Source organism: Daeguia caeni, assembly GCF_042653845.1.
Classification (GTDB): Bacteria; Pseudomonadota; Alphaproteobacteria; order Rhizobiales; family Rhizobiaceae; genus Brucella; species Brucella caeni.
This window is the reverse complement of record NZ_JBHSEL010000043.1, coordinates 1-15,409: the sequence shown is the minus strand read 5'-3', so window position 1 is coordinate 15,409 and position 15,409 is coordinate 1. Positions and strand designations below refer to the sequence as shown.

Genomic DNA, 15,409 nt, shown 5'->3' with positions numbered 1-15,409 from the left:
CGTCAGACATTAAGCAGCAGGAACTCACGCTCCCACGGGCTGATAACTTCCATGAAAGTTTCAAATTCCGCGCGCTTGATTGCGGCATAGGTGGTGACGAAGGAGTCACCAAACATGGCGCGTAATTCCTCGTCGTTTTCAAACAGTTCCACTGCATCGATCAGGCCGCGCGGCAGATCCACCTCCTTGGTGTTGACGCTGGTTGCGGCAGGCTGATCGGCTTCGATCTTGTTGATCAGGCCAATCAGGCCACAGGCAAGGGAGGCTGCCAATGCCAGATATGGATTGGCATCGGAGGAGGGGATGCGGTTTTCCACGCGCCGCGAACTTGGATCGGAACGCGGCACACGGAAAGCGGTGGTACGATTGTCATAGCCCCATTTGACATTGACCGGCGCGGAGGCATCCGGCGTCAGGCGGCGGTAAGAATTGACATAGGGCGCAAACATCACCAGCGCATTGGGCACATGTTTCTGCATGCCGCCGATAAAATGACGGAAGGCTTCGCTTTCGCTGCCATCCTCATTGGTGAAAATATTGCGGCCCGTCTTCTTGTCCACGATCGACTGATGAATATGCATGGCCGATCCCGGCTGGCCCTGAATGGGCTTGGCCATGAAGGTGGCATACATATCATGCTTGAGGGCAGCCTCGCGGATGGTGCGCTTGAACAGGAAAACCTGATCGGCAAGCTCGACCGGATCGCCATGGCGCAGATTGATTTCAAGCTGGCCGGCCCCTTCCTCATGGATGAGCGTATCTATTTCCAGCCCCTGACATTCCGAGAAATGATAAATGTCATCAATCAGTTCGTCGAATTCGTTGACACCGGCGATCGAATAGCCCTGACCGCCGCCAATGGCGCGGCCAGACCGGCCAACCGGCGGCACCAGCGGATAGTCCGGGTCAGGATTCTTGCGCACCAGGTAGAATTCGATTTCGGGGGCGACGACCGGCTTCAGCCCGCGCTTGCTATAGGCCGCAACCACATTGCGCAGCACATTGCGCGGGGTAAATTCCACCGCCCGCCCATCCTGATAGACGAGATCGCAGATCACCTGCGCCGTCGGATCAGTCTCCCACGGCACGGCTGAAAGCGTTGAAAGGTCGGGCAGCAGGCGTAGATCACCATCGTTTTCCGGATAGTGGAAGCCATGCCCATCCTCAGGATAGTCGCCAGAAATCGTCGTCATGAACACTGCCCCTGGCAGGGCCAGCGAGGTGTTTGACGTGAATTTCTTCGACGGCATCATCTTGCCGCGCGCAACGCCAGCCTGATCCGGCGTGATACATTCAATGTCTTCAATGTCACGCCAGGCAAGCCATTCTGTGGCCTGTTTCCAGTTCTTCACGCCACGGAGCGATTTGACATAAGCGGGCGTGCGACGACGCGGAGCGCGGGTAACTTTCTTTTCAGGCGTATCAGCTGACATCCAGCACCAAAAAATGATTGCGTATGAATCCATGATAGCCCTGTCCGCAGACAAAGACAAATGGACTGAAGCTGCGATGACAGCTTTATTTGCATGCGGAAGCGGCGACTTATGAAAAAATTATACTTCAGGCAGAAGAAAACCTGCCTGTTGTTTAAAGATGTGTCACAGACCGCCAATTGCCAGCCAATTTAAAAAAAAGCCCCGCGGAAGCGGGGCTCAAGTCAAACCTAATCTGATTGGAATAAGTCTTTAAGATCAGACACAGACTTGGCCAACAAATGGAATCCTGAAGCATACATCGATGCCAAAATCGCCAATATCAATCAGCGGTTTATTGTGCGTCACTCGTGGTGTAGCTGCCAGAGCACTGCCCATGGTAAGATTGGCCACAGTCATGGAAACCAGAAGTGCAACAATTGCTTTTTTCATCCACAAATCCTTTACGTTATCAACAGTACGAATGCATTTTTTCAATACACTATCAACGCAGTCATTCTGCGCCAGTAAAAATAATTGTTTTTCCAGCTAATATGTACCCCAACAAGTTGTATAGACTGTAACAATATTGTTATTGTTATTTGAATAATATTGCCACATCATGAACAAGATTACAGTTGTTTTAATTTTATACGATTTTTAATAAAAAATATTTATTGATACGCCGGAAAAGTCTGCATTGCGCTGGAAATACCATGATGACAAAGGCTCAGCATGCCCCGTGCAAAAAAGCAGCGCAAAGAAAGTCAAGCCGCCTGAAGCTTCTGCAAAAGGCTTTCGCAAAGAGGTTGCCTATTTGGGAGCAGAACAGTGTTCCCACACAAATCGCCTCCCTGTCCAGGCCGGACGGCGATTGCGCCGCCATCTGGCAGACAGGATATTGCGCCGGCACACAGGGAAGCGCGACTGGAGGTGTCGATGGTCAATGATTGCGGCCTGCCTGACACGAACCAGCCCACAAGAGAGCGGACAGGAGGCGACCATTGCTTCAGCCCAAACGGGCACAGCCAACCGTCTTTCAGAACGAAACCAAACATGAAACAGGCGCCGCTGCCGGCGCCTGTCGCTTATTTGTCATGTGTCACGATGACCGGGATCAGAAGGTCGCCCCAATTGCCGTCACCGCCGTGGTGGCGCGCCGAACGGACCAGCTCCACCGACACGCCGGCATCGACTGCCTTCATGACGCTGTAATTCAGGCGATGCAGATCATTGGCGAGCATGCGGATTGCATTCTGCTGTTCGGCATTCATGCTCGATGACTGTTCTTCTGCCCGTTCCTTGACGCGCGCTGGTGAGTTCATAACACTTCCTCCTGTCAGATCAGACGGCTTGATCCTGCGCCTGAAACCCCATGTAAAAATTTCAACATTCCGTGCCGACGATGAACAGCCATCCGGCCTCCGTGTTGTGACCATATTTACAACAGGAGCCGCGACACTGCGATAAAATTCAGAAAAACCGCCGCAAAATTGTGGTCATGCTGTAGCTGTTTTGACAGACTCGCCTTGTAAAATTGTAAATCTTGTCAATATGTCCAATTGCGCGTATCTTGTCACGAATTGTAAAAATGACGAGGCAAACAGGGTGAGTGAACGCAAGATCTTTGCAGGCCCCCGCATCAGGCGTATCCGCAATGAGCGCGGCCTGACACAGACAGCAATGGCTGAGGCGCTTGGCATTTCGCCATCCTATCTCAATCTGATCGAGCGCAATCAGCGCCCCTTGACCGTGCAATTGCTGCTGCGTCTTGCCAGCGTCTACAAGCTTGATCTCGACAGTCTGCAATCGGAAAGCGGTGCCACGGTTGGCGGCCTGAAGGAAGTGTTTTCCGATCCGCTTCTATCCGGCGAATTGCCGGGCGATCAGGAACTGGTCGAGATTGGCGAGGCAGCACCCAATGCGGCCATGGGCATTGTAAAACTTTACCGCGCCTATCGTGAACAGCAAAAGCGCCTGTCAGACCTGTCACAATTACTGGCGCATGAGGGCAGGGAGGCGCAATTATCAGCTGCGCGCCTGCCGCTTGATGAAGTGCGTGATGTCATGGCGCGGCGCGCGAATTATTATGAGCGCATCGAGGAGGAGGCAGAAAGTTTCCTTCATATCCTGAAAGCCGACGGCGATCTCGCCATTGCGCTGAAGGACTGGCTGCGGCGGGAACATGGCATTTCGGTGCGCACCCTGCCGGTTGCAACCATGCCCGACTGGCGGCGGCGCTATGACCGGCATTCGCAGCGACTGTTCATTTCCGAGCGGCTTTCGCCCTTTGATCAACTCGAAGAAATCGCCATGGAAGCTGCACTGATCCGCATGCAGGTGGCGATCGGCGCCGAAACACAGGCGCTGAAACTATCGACCAGCGAGGCGAGGCGCATTGCGCGTTTTGAGCTTGCCCGTTATGCGGCCCATGCGCTGATGATGCCCTATCGCGCATTTCGCGATACAGCCGTGCGCATGCGTTATGATCTGGATGTGTTGCGCTCGCGCTTTGGCGTTTCGTTCCAGCAGGCGGCAAACCGCCTGACCACGCTGCAGAAACCGGGGGCTGCGGCAATTCCCTTCTTCCTCATGGAAATCGACCATGCGGGCAACCGTCTGCGCATGGCGGGAGCAGAAGGCTTTCCCACCCGCTTTGGCGGACAGTGCCCGAAACTACCCGTTTATGCCGCCTTTGCCCAGACCGGGCAGCTCATTGCCGAGGCGGTGGCACTGCCCGATGGTACAAGTTTTCTGGTGCTTGCGCGCACGCTGGAAGGGCCGCAGGGCGCCTTCAATGAGCGTCCGCGCCGCACTGCCATTCTGCTTGGGACTGCGCTTGAGGCCGGGCAGGAGACGATCTATGGCGCATCGCTTTCGCGCGCCGGAAACATGGCCATTGGCCCAGCCTGCCGGCTTTGCGAGCGCAAGGGCTGCATTACACGCGCCGAACCGCCGCTTACCCGACCGCTGGGGCTGGACGAAATGGTGGCGGGTCTTTCGGTCTTTGATTTCCAGTAAAAAGGGTAAGCAAAAATATTTTTGTGTTCGATACTCAATCCAGCAGTTGACGAAACAGTCGCAATCTAAAAAGGTGAGCAATAAACACAGTAAAGCCACCTTTGAACTGCACCCGCAAGGTCAGTGCAGAATGGAGAAAATGATGGGGATCAAGTCCTTTCTTCTGGCCACGACAGTCATTGCCGGAGTCGCCGCAACAGCCACCGCGACCGCAACCGCGGAGGAACGGGTGGTCAATATCTACAACTGGTCGGATTATATCGACGATTCGATCCTGAAAGACTTTACCAAGGAGACCGGGATCAAGGTTGTCTATGACGTCTATGATTCCAACGAAATCCTGGAAACCAAGCTTCTGGCTGGTGGCAGCGGCTATGACCTCGTGGTGCCGTCGGGCGAATTTCTGGGACGCCAGATCCCGGCCGGTGTTTTCCTGAAGCTCGACAAGGAAAAGCTGCCGAACCTGAAGAATATGTGGGATGAAATCTCCAAGCGCGCGGCAACCTACGATCCGGGCAACGAATATTCGATCAACTATATGTGGGGCACCACAGGCATTGGCTATAACAAGGAAAAGGTCAAGGCTGCGCTTGGTACCGACGAGATCGACTCCTGGGATGTTCTGTTCGACCCGGAAAAATCGGCAAAGCTCAAGGATTGCGGCATTTACGTGCTTGATTCAGCCAGCGAAATGCTGCGCCCGGCGCTGAACTATCTTGGTCTTGATCCGAATTCGCCGTCGCCGGCCGATCTGGAAAAGGCGCAGGAACTTTACCTCAAGGTTCGTCCAAATATCCGCAAGTTCCACTCCTCGGAATATATCAATGCACTCGCCAATGGCGATATCTGCATGGCGGTCGGCTATTCGGGTGACATTTTCCAGGCCGCTGATCGCGCCGAAAAGGCCGATCAGGGCGTTGAGATCGGCTATTCCATCCCGAAGGAAGGCGCGATGATGTGGTTTGACCAGATGGCAATTCCGGCCGATGCCAAGCACGTTCCGGAAGCACTGGAATTCATGAACTACATGATGCGCCCGGAAGTGGCGGCCAAGGCGACGAACTATGTGTTCTATGCCAATGGCAACAAGGCATCGCAGGAGTTCATCGACAAGGAAATTCTCGATGATCCGGAAATCTATCCGACGGAAGAGGTCATGGAAAAGCTCTTCGTTCCGACCCCTTACGACGCCAAGACCCAGCGCGTTGCAACCCGCGTCTGGACGAAGATCGTCACCGGGCAATAACAGGCCCGGTCGAACACATGATCCGTCTGCGCAAGGCAGGCGGATGATTGGAGCGGCTCATGCATTTTGCAATGGGCCGCTCAATACGTACAAGACCGCATGAACCGGATGCGCAGCAACCGCATCATTTATGCGAAGCAGCATCTCGCCTGGGGGATAAAATGGAATCATTTGGCAGTTTCCGTCGCAAATTTGCACCATGGAATGATCCGACGGCAAAACCGTTTATCTCCTTTGAAAATGTGACGAAAGTCTTTGGTGATTTTACCGCGGTCGACAATCTTTCGCTCAATGTGTTTCACCGCGAATTCTTTGCGCTGCTGGGGGCTTCCGGCTGTGGCAAGTCAACGCTTCTGCGCATGCTGGCAGGCTTTGAGGAGCCCACCTCCGGACGCATCATGCTGGATGGTCAGGATCTGCGCGGCATTCCGCCCTACAAGCGTCCGGTCAATATGATGTTCCAGTCCTATGCGTTGTTTCCGCATATGACGGTGGAAAGCAATATTGCCTTTGGCCTGAAGCAGGACGGCATGGCGAAATCGGAGATCGATGCGCGCGTGGCCGAGATGCTGAAACTGGTCAAGCTGGAAAAATATGGCAAGCGCAAGCCGCATCAGCTGTCTGGCGGCCAGCGCCAGCGCGTGGCACTCGCACGTGCGGTGGCCAAGCGGCCGAAAGTGCTGCTGCTCGATGAGCCACTAGGTGCGCTGGACAAGAAGCTGCGCGAGGAGACCCAGTTTGAACTGATGGACCTGCAGGTCAAACTTGGCCTGACCTTCATCATCGTCACGCATGATCAGGAAGAAGCCATGACCATGGCCGACCGCATTGCGCTGATGGACAAGGGGCGCATCATGCAGGTTGCAACGCCTGCCGAAGTCTATGAAGCGCCGCGCTCGAAATTCGTTGCAGACTTCATCGGCAATGTGAACATGATTGAGGGCGAAGTGGTGAAGGCAGGTTCCGGCGAAGCGGAAATCGCAGCCGAAACCTATGATTTCACCATTCGCACCGAAACACAGGAAAAGCTGCAGCAAGGCCAGAAGGTCTGGTTTGCGGTGCGGCCGGAAAAAACCCGCATCAGCCGCGAAAAGCCGGAAAATGCCGCCGTCAACGCGGTCGAGGGCGAATTGTGGGATATTGCCTATTTCGGCGACATGACGGTGTTCCATGTTCGCCTTGCCAATGGGCACACGATCAAGGCCGCAAGCCTGAATGCTTCGCGCCGCACGGAAAATCCGCTCACCTATGATGAACGCGTATGGGTATCCTTTGATACCGATGCCGGTCTGGTGCTGACGGCCTAAGGAGGCATTCATGCAGAAGCTGGTCGCAGCCATTACCAGACGCCTTGTGATAGCGATCCCCTATCTGTGGCTGCTGGTGTTTTTTCTCATTCCCTTTTTCATCGTCTTCAAGATTTCACTGTCTCAGGTGACGATGGCCATTCCGCCATATACGCCGAGCTTTGATCTTTCCGAAGGCTTTGCTGCGGTCTGGGCCAAGATCCACGGGCTTTCCTTCGACAATTATTTCTGGCTGCTGGACGATCCGCTTTATTATCTGGCCTATCTGTCGAGCGTACGCATTGCCGCCATTTCAACGGTGCTGACACTGCTTGTGGCCTATCCTATGGCCTATGGCATTGCACGCGCGCCAAAGACGATCCGGCCAAGCCTGCTCATGCTGGTGATCCTGCCATTCTGGACATCATTTCTGATCCGCGTCTATGCCTGGATCGGCATCCTGAAGCCGGAAGGTCTGCTCAACCAGTTTCTGATGACGCTGCATGTCATCGATTCACCGCTGACAATCCTCAACACGGATACGGCGGTCTATATAGGCATTGTCTATTCCTATCTGCCATTCATGGTGCTGCCGATCTATTCGTCGCTGGAAAAGATGGATTATTCGCTGATCGAGGCCGCACAGGATCTCGGCTGCACGCCCTTGTCCGCCTTCTGGAAAATCACCTTCCCGCTGTCGCTGCCGGGCGTGGTGGCCGGATGTTTTCTGGTCTTCATTCCGGCGATCGGCGAATTCGTCATACCTGACGTTCTGGGCGGTTCGGAAACGCTGATGATCGGCAAGACGATCTGGAACGAATTCTTCTCCAATCGCGACTGGCCGGTTGCCTCGGCCGTTGCCGTGGTGCTGCTCGTCATCCTGATCATCCCGATTGTCGTCTTCCAGCAGGCGCAGGCGCGCCAGCAGGAAAAGGAGGGCTAGGCCATGCAGGGCGGTTGGTCACGCTTCAATATTGTCTCGGTGGTGCTGGGCTTTGCCTTTCTTTATCTGCCGATCGTCATTCTGGTGATCTTTTCCTTTAATGAATCCCAGCTTGTCACTGTCTGGGCTGGCTTTTCGACCAAATGGTATCGTGGCTTGCTCAACAATGAATCGCTGATGGCAGCAGCCTGGATCACGTTGCGCATTGCCTTTCTTTCGGCAACGGTTGCCACCGTGCTTGGCACCCTGGCTGCCTTGGCGCTTACCCGCTATACGCGGTTTCGTGGCCGCATCCTGTTTTCCGGCATGGTCTATGCGCCGCTGGTCATGCCGGATGTCATTACCGGCCTGTCGCTGCTGCTTCTGTTTGTTGCGATGAATTTCGACCGCGGTTTCTGGACCATTGTCATTGCCCACATGACCTTCACCATGTGTTTTGTCGCGGTTGTGGTGCAGTCGCGTCTGTTGAGCTTTGACCGTTCGCTGGAAGAAGCGGCGATGGATCTTGGCGCGCCGCCCGTGACGACCTTCATGAAGGTCACGCTGCCGGTCATCATGCCAGCGGTCATTTCGGGCTGGATGCTGGCCTTCACCCTGTCGCTTGATGATCTCGTGATCGCAAGCTTCACCTCCGGTCCAAGCGCCAGCACTCTGCCGATGAAGATCTACAGCCAGATGCGTCGTGGTGTTACGCCGGAAATCAACGCCATCTGTACCATCCTGATTGCGCTGGTTACCACAGGTGTCATCATCGCCTCCGTGATCAACAAGCGTCGTAAAGTGCAGCGCATGCGCGACGAACAGGCGGCATTCCGAATGGGCGGATGACCATGTCTGCCTGTTACGCAAACAGGCATCCGAACGACCCGGGATCACCGGCGAAGATTGGACAGAAGCGCAATGTACCGGGCAGGTTTACGGCTCGTTGCCTATTGTTGCCGGTGAAATGAACGGGCGATCCCACGAACCGCCGACGAAAAAATTCAGGGACGGTTTTACGGGTGCAGGCATGGCTGGCGCGGCCATATTGTCCGGCTGCCCTGGCGCATCTTGCGATTCTGCCTGTCGGGGCGAGGGGAAGATGACCTCGCCGCTCAACGCCAGACTGCGGTCCACAAAGGGCACGATGCCGGCAAGGTTGAGCGTTGCTTCCGGCGTCTCCAGCCGGGCACTTTCCAGCGTTGCAACACCGTCAACCAGATTGGCCTTCAGATCAAGCCGGGTAAAGGCGAGCGACACATTGTCCTTGCGTGTCAGGGCAAAGAAGCGTTCGCTTTGCGCCCTGGCCAGAAAATCCTGCAGATTGAAGCCTTGCATCTGACCATTGCGCAATTCCACCCGCACATTGCCGACAGCATTGGTCAGAAGTGTCGACCAGCGATGCACCGGCCCCTTCATGAACAGGGAAATATTACCCTTGCCGCTGATGAAGGGCTGTTTCACGCCAAGCGCCCTTAAAAAGGCGGCGCTGTCAATATCGCTGGCCGTAAAGCGCAGCTCACCATTGGCGCTTTTCAGGTCGCGCACGATCTGCACATTGGTCTGCAGCGTGCCGGTAAAGGCCTTGGCATCGCCAATGTCGAAAATCGCGCGACCACCGCGTATCTGCACCGTCGCGGCAAGATCGGTGAGGCTGATCGGGCCGGCAGAGGCATTTTGCGCCGAAAGCCGCAGATCAACCTCCGCCCGGTCGATGACCGACATGTCAATCTCGTCCTGCATGGCTTCCCCGCGCTCATTCGGCGAAAGCGCGCGATCCTCCGGCAGGGGCACGAAGACGGAAAACAGCTTGCGCAGATCCAGCCTTTCAAAGGCAAGCGTACCGGTAAGTGCCGGCTGGGCATTTTCCAGCATGAGTTCAAGCACGCCCTTTGCCTGGCTGCCATCGGCGGTCATGTTGACATCGGCAAATTTGATGCGCCGGCGCGTGGCATTGATATTGGAGGCCAGATTGACATTGCCGAACTCATGATTGCCCATGATGGCAGGAAGATTGAGCCAGCGCAGCGCCGTATTGAGTGACGACGTCCGTGCCGACACATTGCCTTCAAATATCTGATCCTTCGAAATATTGCCCTTGCCCTGAAAGGTAAGGCTCAACAGGCTGGAATTCAGGTTGGCGGTGAGATCCGACATGCCGCCAGCCAGCAGTTGCAGGGCTTGTGCGGCGGTAATGTCGATCTGCGTTTCCTCGCCGCGCCAGACGGCCTTGCCCTTCAGCGTGGCAGCACTTGTGGTAAGCGGCCAGTCAAGCGTCAGATTTATGCCGGTGATTTCCTCGTTTCTGTCGGCCGCATCCTTTTCCCCGGCGTCCTTGTCCTCTGAAGCACCAAAGAAAATCGTGCCATCGCGCACGACAACCCGGCCAAAGGGTTGCGACACGCGCTCTGCCGCCTGACCGGCGGCAGACTGGTTGCCATCGCCATTCACGATCAGTTCGCGCTGCGCGCGAATGGCGGTGCCAAGCCGTCCATTCGAATTGGCAAGCGCGTCCAGCAATTCATTGAAACTGACCACAGGCCCGTTCAGATTGAAACGTGGCCGGATGATATGGGTTTCAGTGAAGGAAATATGCCCCATCAGCGCGTCAAAGGGCGAAAGCTCGACCTCGATCTGATCGGCACGCATGAAGGGCAGTTCGCCATGCACACTCATCTTACTGAGCGTCACCCCCTTGAGAGAGGCACTCAGGACAGGGAAAACCTTGAGCCGGGGAGCCTCTTGCAGCGAGACGCTATAGCCCGTCCAGGCGCTGATTTCCTGTGCCACGCGGATGCGGATGGCATCGGTGGAGACAATAAATGGCGCAATCGCCAGCAGGGTTGCGGCGCCGGCAGCGCAGAAAATGGCAAACGCGATCACAATACGCGCAAGTCTCGGCCAATGCATAAAGCATCCAATCGTCTTTGTTCTTCAGCAGTTCCCGGGTGGCAAACCAGTTCCCACCTGTCCTGGAACAGCTTTAGTCCGGACAGCAATCAGAAAGCCATCGACCAGTAAATAAGCAAAATCAGGCAAATATTACAAACAGATATTAAAAATCGCGTAAAAAGACGGCTGCAATGCCGTCCTTACGCCAATTTCATGGGCGTTTCAGCCGGCAAGAACCCGCGTCGGGGGAAAGATCACTTCAACCACGGTGCCACGGCCCGGAATGGAATCAATCGTGAAATGGGCGCGGTTTGCCTCAACCATGGCCTTGGTGAGCGGCAGGCCAAGGCCGGTGCCTTCATTGCGCCAGTCGCGTGCATTGTCGGCCACGCGGCTCTGCGCGGCATTGACCTGCTGGAACGGCTTCATGGCCTGTTCGATTTCCGCCCTGGTCATGCCAATACCCGTATCGCGTACGCGCAAGGCAACATCGCCATTGAGTTCGTAGCTGGTCGAGATGATGACCTGACCACCGGGCGGGGTAAAGCGGACGGCATTCGACAGCAGGTTCAACGCAACCTGCTTGATGGAACGCGCATCCGCCACAATATCAGGCAGGTTCGACTGGAAGCTTGAGCGGATGATGACGCGTTCACGATTGGCCTGCGGCTGCATCAGCGCAATTGCCTCGGCAATGGCATCATTCAGCGACACCGCCTCGAACTGCATATCCAGCCCGCCTGCCTCGATCTTGGAAATATCGAGCAGGTCATTGACCAGCGCCAGGACATGATTGCCGGAACGGTTGATGTCGCGCAGATAATCCTTGTAACGCTCATTACCGATGGGGCCGAATTTTTCATCCGCCATCAGTTCGGAAAAACCAATGATGGCGTTCAGCGGCGTGCGGATTTCATGGCTGATGCGGGCGAGAAAATCGGTCTTCTGGCTCGAAGCCCGTTCGGCTGCCTTGCGTGCATTGGTCAGCTCTTCTTCCGTACGCTTCCAGTGGGTGATGTCGCGCAGAACCGCACAATAGCCGCCCGATTGCGGCAGCTTGCCGATGGTCATGAACAGCGGAATATGGCCGCCCTTGGCCTCACGGCCAATCACTTCGCGGCCATCATTGAGCACGCTGAGCACGCCATTGCCCGACAGGCTGTGCAGATAATCCATCGCAATGCGCTGGCTTTCGGCGGCAAACAGCATGGCAAAATATTTGCCTTCCGTATCTGCGCGCTCATAGCCAAACAAGGCAGCAGCCGAATTGTTCATCGAACGGATACGGCCTTGCGAATCGATCAGGACAATACCGTCGGTGGCCGTATCAAGAATGGTTTCCAGTTCATCAATGGCGGCCTGAAGGGCCGAGAGTGCTTCATCCTTTGCAGCAGCCTCTTCCCTTTCCGCTGCTGCCGCATCAGGCTCGGCTGCCTGCTGCAACAGGCTCAGCATAAGGGCGCGGCCACCGCGCCATGGCACGGCATTCAAATGCGCATCGACAATCTGTTCGCTGCCATCGGCACAACGCAGAACCATGCCCGGTGAGCTGCCGCTGTCATCCGGCTCGCTGTTAAACAGGGCGTCAATGCTGCCAATGGCCTCAATGTCTTCAATCGAAGCATAGCCGGACAGATCCAGAAAGGCCTGGTTGACATAATGCACCACGCCGCCCGAATGGATGATGACCGGAACCGGCAAATGCGCAAGCAGGCTTATATCTTCCGCCTCATCCTTCACCTCATCCGTGAAGTCGGCTGATGCCGGCGCTTCCCCGGCCGGAAATGTATCGGAAAAGGGTGGTTTCTCCTGTTCCGTGCCTGCCAGACCCTGCCTGCGCAGGCGTTCTGCAATCTCGCGGAACGCATTGCGCTCGCTTGGGGTCAGGCCACCTTCCGGGCGATGTGTCCGTTCCTTCTGCCTTGTCTGGCGTTCAGCATCTGCCGCGACCTTTTCCCGGGCGCAGGCATTGATCAGTTCAACGACAACTTCCGATTCCTGTTCTGCTCGGACAGGGCGATCATCATTGGCAATTTCCTGTGTCAGCGCCAACGTATCGTCCTCACGGTCATCGTCCGGGCGCGGCGCCTCAACCTTGCGATGCTGCGGAATGCCACCGGCAAGGGCAAGGCCAATCTGTTCCGGATCATTTTCAGCTTCTGCCGGCCGCACCAGGCCAAACCCGCGATAGCCAATGAAATCCCGGTCGCGCGAATAAACCGGCAGGGCGGCAAGCTCAACTGGTACACGCAGGCTAGTGCCTTCCACCGGCCACAACACCCGCACGCCCGACCATGTGCCACGCTGCTGCAGCAAACCGGCAATCGTGCCATCCGTATCAAAGCCAAAGACATTGGCGACATCGACAAAACGCCGTCCGGTCACATCGGCGGCATTCGGACCGACAATGATGGCAAATTCAGGTGATATTTCGCTGAAGACCCCATCGGCATTGATGCGCCAGACAAAGCGGGCAGGGCCGGCTTCCGGGTCAAAGACAAAGGGCTTGCTGGCCGGTGTGGCAGGTATTGCTTCGGATGCAGGCTGTTGCTGGCCATCCTTGCCGCTCTTTTCAGCCACGACGAGAAGAATATGCAGCGCCGGATCATCCTTTATGCGCGCAATGGCACCGGGCAAAGCGGTGTGTCCGGCGCGGATGCGTCGTTTTAGCAGCACTGCATCCCTTGCCTCGACAATCAGATCCTCAATTGTGCTTCTGGCAATCGCGAAGGAAGAAAATGCCCCGGATGCGGCAACAATCTCACCCGTCGCATCAATCAGCGCGACAAAGGTGTTTTCATCGCCGAGACCATCGATGACGGCGGACAGAGCCGACGACTGACCGTCTGCCTCAAGCAGCAGGGCGGAGGTACCATCATTGAGCGTGATCGACCTGATCGAAATGCGGGTGAGGGTCGCGCCAAGGCGTATGGAAACGGGCTGGCGCTGCTGTTCCGGCTGCGACAGGGCAAGTTCAATCTGACGCCTTGCGGCGACCGTCAGATCAATGCCATTGGCCAGAATCGCATCGACATGATCGAAGCCAAAAAGACGGGCACCGGCACCATTGGCCCATAGAACAGTGTTGAGATCACGTGTCAGCACAAGCTGGGCATTGCCGCGCGCAAAACCTTCGCGGACGCTGTCCAGCGCGACGATATCGATGAAAGGATATGATCCTGACATGCTGGCCCTTACTGCTCCAACCGCGTGTTAAACCCTTAACAACCCGTTAATAAGCCTCTTGGCGCTTATGGTCCATATTTTCGGCCCATTTGTCCGGGACTTTCTCTCGCCTTAGTTAATGCCGCTGGGGTTCTTCACAACAAGCCGGCTCCTGTACAAATTCCACGGCAGCACCTTGGGCCTCATGATAAGGATTATGTTGCGATTTTTCACAGCCACTGCGTCATTTCTGTGATGAATCACAATTTCTGCAAAAAGCCTGCTATAATCACTTGCAATCTCGAACGATTCTCCGTATGTGACGCCCTGTCGAAAGCGTAATGCGCTTCGTTTGATATGGTATGCGGTCGTAGCTCAGTTGGTTAGAGCGCAGGATTGTGGCTCCTGAGGTCGTAGGTTCAACTCCTACCGACCGTACCATTTCTCCAAGACAACCCCGAATGATCTGTCGATATGGATGCGGCGTTGCAGGCCGCAGAAATGTTTTCCTTTTGCGTATTTCGGGATCCGGATGCATCCACCGCATCATCAATAATGTCCGATAATATCCTGAAGGCCGAACATGACCGCTGCATTTCAGCCGTTCATTATCTTGCTGCGCAATTTGCCGGACAAGCAAAAGGATACACAAAACCGCTAGAGCAGCGACGCTGCTGTTATAAATGACACCGACGCGATGATAACTGGTGCAGCGCGTCGCCTGGATTGCTGCGATAGTCACAGCGATGGATATGAACATCCTGATTACAATGTATCCGCCACAATGACCCAAGGAAGATACTTTTAAAGATACGGTTTTTGGCCTAAATGTTGTAAAATATTTCTTTCTTGAAAGAAAATCATGCCACTCGGATAATTTAAAATTATAGACAATTTGAGCTTTATCATTGAAACTCATTCCATGATGACTTTATTGGGGGAGATATCATGTTAGAATGGGCAGAAAAGATAAAATCGAGCGTATCACAACCTGTTCCTGAAGCACCCGGCTTTCCTCCTGCGTATATACAGGAACGTTTTGTTGGCAGAAGTGGACAGGCTGCGATAGAAGAAGTCATACCCTTTGCCCAAATTGTAAGCGATATTGGGCATCTTACGCTGGAATCTAAAGTTCTAGATTTTGGAGTAGGGTGGGGGCGTATTGCTCGGTTATTTCAAAAGACCGTAAGCTCAGACAATCTGTATCTTGCTGATGTTGACCCTGAAGCTTTATCGCTTTGCAAGGAAACCAGGGTGCGCGGGCAGGCAATATTGCTGGACCCATCTGGCAGTTTACCATTCAATGATGGTTTTTTTGACGCAATTTATTCATATTCGGTATTCTCACACCTTGCAGAAGCTTCTGCGAAGCATTGGTTTAGATGGTCTGCCCCCTGAAAAGTGGTCCTCCCTGAAGTAGGCTATTGAGCCGTAGGAGGACGTTGGAATGCCCCAGAAGAAGCAC

11 protein-coding genes and 1 tRNA gene are annotated in these 15,409 nt (G+C 55.0%); 7 read left to right on the top strand and 5 right to left on the bottom strand.

The features are described 5' to 3' along the window. Positions 1-2: 2 nt before the first annotated feature. From ACFO1V_RS04660 to ACFO1V_RS04650, 3 genes are all read right to left on the bottom strand, one after another. On the bottom strand, positions 3-1,433 hold the full coding sequence (locus tag ACFO1V_RS04660; protein ID WP_374831416.1) for a glutamine synthetase family protein: 1,431 nt from the start codon (positions 1,431-1,433) through the stop codon (positions 3-5). A 258-nt stretch (positions 1,434-1,691) separates the two neighbouring features. Further along, positions 1,692-1,865, bottom strand: a complete 174-nt coding sequence (locus ACFO1V_RS04655) for a hypothetical protein (RefSeq protein ID WP_374831418.1) — start codon at positions 1,863-1,865, stop codon at positions 1,692-1,694. A 635-nt stretch (positions 1,866-2,500) separates the two neighbouring features. Beyond that, complete coding sequence (locus tag ACFO1V_RS04650; RefSeq protein ID WP_374831420.1) at positions 2,501-2,737, bottom strand: SMc00767 family acetate metabolism repressor; 237 nt, start codon at positions 2,735-2,737, stop codon at positions 2,501-2,503. Positions 2,738-3,020: 283 nt separating this feature from the next. Here ACFO1V_RS04650 and ACFO1V_RS04645 point away from each other — a divergent pair, with 283 nt between their 5' ends. The 5 genes from ACFO1V_RS04645 to ACFO1V_RS04625 all read left to right on the top strand — a co-directional run bounded on the left by ACFO1V_RS04645 (position 3,021) and on the right by ACFO1V_RS04625 (position 8,736). Further along, a complete protein-coding gene (locus ACFO1V_RS04645) occupies positions 3,021-4,433 on the top strand; it encodes a helix-turn-helix domain-containing protein (protein WP_374831422.1) in 1,413 nt (470 codons plus the stop codon). A gap of 142 nt (positions 4,434-4,575) precedes the next feature. Further along, the gene (locus ACFO1V_RS04640; RefSeq protein ID WP_374831424.1) at positions 4,576-5,679 is read left to right on the top strand and encodes a polyamine ABC transporter substrate-binding protein; all 1,104 of its coding nucleotides are present in this window, start codon (positions 4,576-4,578) and stop codon (positions 5,677-5,679) included. Between the two features lie 161 nt (positions 5,680-5,840). Next, entirely contained in the window at positions 5,841-6,986 is a 1,146-nt protein-coding gene (locus tag ACFO1V_RS04635) for an ABC transporter ATP-binding protein (protein WP_374831426.1), read from the top strand. Between the two features lie 10 nt (positions 6,987-6,996). Next, positions 6,997-7,908, top strand: a complete 912-nt coding sequence (locus tag ACFO1V_RS04630) for an ABC transporter permease subunit (RefSeq protein WP_374831428.1) — start codon at positions 6,997-6,999, stop codon at positions 7,906-7,908. A 3-nt stretch (positions 7,909-7,911) separates the two neighbouring features. After that, complete coding sequence (locus ACFO1V_RS04625; protein ID WP_374831430.1) at positions 7,912-8,736, top strand: ABC transporter permease; 825 nt, start codon at positions 7,912-7,914, stop codon at positions 8,734-8,736. Between the two features lie 87 nt (positions 8,737-8,823). On the opposite strand, the gene ACFO1V_RS04620 is transcribed toward ACFO1V_RS04625, so the two are convergent. Continuing rightward, positions 8,824-10,797, bottom strand: coding sequence for an AsmA family protein (locus ACFO1V_RS04620; protein ID WP_374831432.1), 1,974 nt, complete (start codon positions 10,795-10,797; stop codon positions 8,824-8,826). Between the two features lie 204 nt (positions 10,798-11,001). Beyond that, entirely contained in the window at positions 11,002-13,965 is a 2,964-nt protein-coding gene (locus ACFO1V_RS04615) for a PAS domain S-box protein (RefSeq protein ID WP_374831434.1), read from the bottom strand. 343 nt (positions 13,966-14,308) lie between these two features. Here ACFO1V_RS04615 and ACFO1V_RS04610 point away from each other — a divergent pair. Both ACFO1V_RS04610 and ACFO1V_RS04605 read left to right on the top strand, forming a co-directional pair. Continuing rightward, a tRNA-His gene (locus ACFO1V_RS04610) sits at positions 14,309-14,385 on the top strand. Between the two features lie 507 nt (positions 14,386-14,892). Beyond that, on the top strand, positions 14,893-15,342 hold the full coding sequence (locus ACFO1V_RS04605) for a class I SAM-dependent methyltransferase (RefSeq protein ID WP_374831436.1): 450 nt from the start codon (positions 14,893-14,895) through the stop codon (positions 15,340-15,342). Positions 15,343-15,409 lie beyond the last annotated feature (67 nt).